Source organism: Phocaeicola sp. RTP21198st1_B8_RTP21198_201120, from assembly GCF_040929485.1.
GTDB classification, from domain to species: domain Bacteria; phylum Bacteroidota; class Bacteroidia; order Bacteroidales; family Bacteroidaceae; genus Phocaeicola; species Phocaeicola dorei.
On sequence record NZ_JBCOCI010000358.1, the window covers coordinates 1 to 1,372 of the forward strand.

At 40.9% G+C, this 1,372-nt stretch carries 1 protein-coding gene; it reads right to left on the reverse strand.

The features are described from left to right. Positions 1-1,329 (reverse strand): SusC/RagA family TonB-linked outer membrane protein (locus tag AB5935_RS26275; protein WP_368327901.1); only part of this gene is annotated, 1,329 nt, incomplete at its 3' end. Positions 1,330-1,372 lie beyond the last annotated feature (43 nt).

Sequence of the window (1,372 nt, forward strand, 5' to 3'; positions counted from 1 at the left end):
CAGTCCTTTTATCGGGGTGATGATTGCTTGTAAGTTTCCCCATGCAGTATTCCATTTTTCCCAATGATCTTTCAGGTCTGCACTTTCTAACGGATTTCCTCCTTGCCAGTCAATGGTTTCTTTAAATTCGTCTGTGAAGTATCCATATCCTGTATTCATCGGGTTAGTGTCGTCATATACATTCATCGCCGGGTTGGCACGTAAGATATGTTGCCAGTCCAATGCATTGTGTTTCCTTTTCGAGTGATTGAAATTTACAGTTTGGCTGAACTTCAACCATTTCAATGGAGTTTGTTCAAATCGGGCCTTGATGGCCCATTTTTTATAGTTTGTATTTACAAAAGTACCTTCATCATTGGAATACATAGCTGAAAGGAAATAAGATGACCTGTCAGAAGCTCCGGAGATGTCAATGCTATGGGAATGTTCTATTCCGGCGTTAAACATTACGTCTACCCAGTCGGTATTAGGCAGTTGAGATACCTCATTGGGAGTCAGGAAATAGAATGATTTAATATCGTTAGTTGTAGGTTCACCCTTATCCGGATTGTTAGACATCCATCTGGCTTTGTACATATCAATGTAGCCTTGGGTTCCCAGCGTTTCAGGTAGCCCGAGTGCATGGTTTACTTTTACATATCCGTTGTAGTTTACAGCTATTTTTCCTTTAGATCCTTTTTTGGTTGTCACTAACACGACTCCATTGGCAGCTTCGATACCGTAGATGGCAGCGGATGCAGCGTCTTTCAATAATTGAATAGATTCTACTTCGTTAAAGTTGTCCAGTGGCATTCCGGGGACTCCGTCAATAATCCAAAGCGGAGTGGCTTTGTTCAGTGTTCCTACACCGCGCATGATGATAGAAGAACTTGCACCGGGCTGCCCGCTTTGCCTTGATATATATACAGGAGCTTTTCCTTGTAAAGCCTGTGAGGCATCATTGGTAGACATCGTGTGTAAGTCGCGTGATCCCAAAGATGTAATGGATCCTGATACATTAGCTTTCTTTTGTACACCATAACCCACTACGATGACTTCGTCCAACTGTTTAGAATCTTCGGCTAATACGATTTTCAGATTTTTACTTTGATTATTTACAGCAATTGTTTGCGTAGCGAATCCTACATAGCTGAAGGTCAGATTTCCTGTAGCATTTTTCAGCTTAATCGAAAACTTACCGTCCATGTCGGTTATTACTCCGTTTGTAGTTCCTGCTTCAGTTACTGTAACACCTACCAGCGGTTCATTCTGATCGGAAACGACAGTTCCATTGACTGCTGTACCTTGTGCGCTTACATATTGTATTCCAGTAAGGAATATCAATATCAAAAGCTTAACCTTTAAGCATTTTTTCATTGTTTTAAATTTTAAA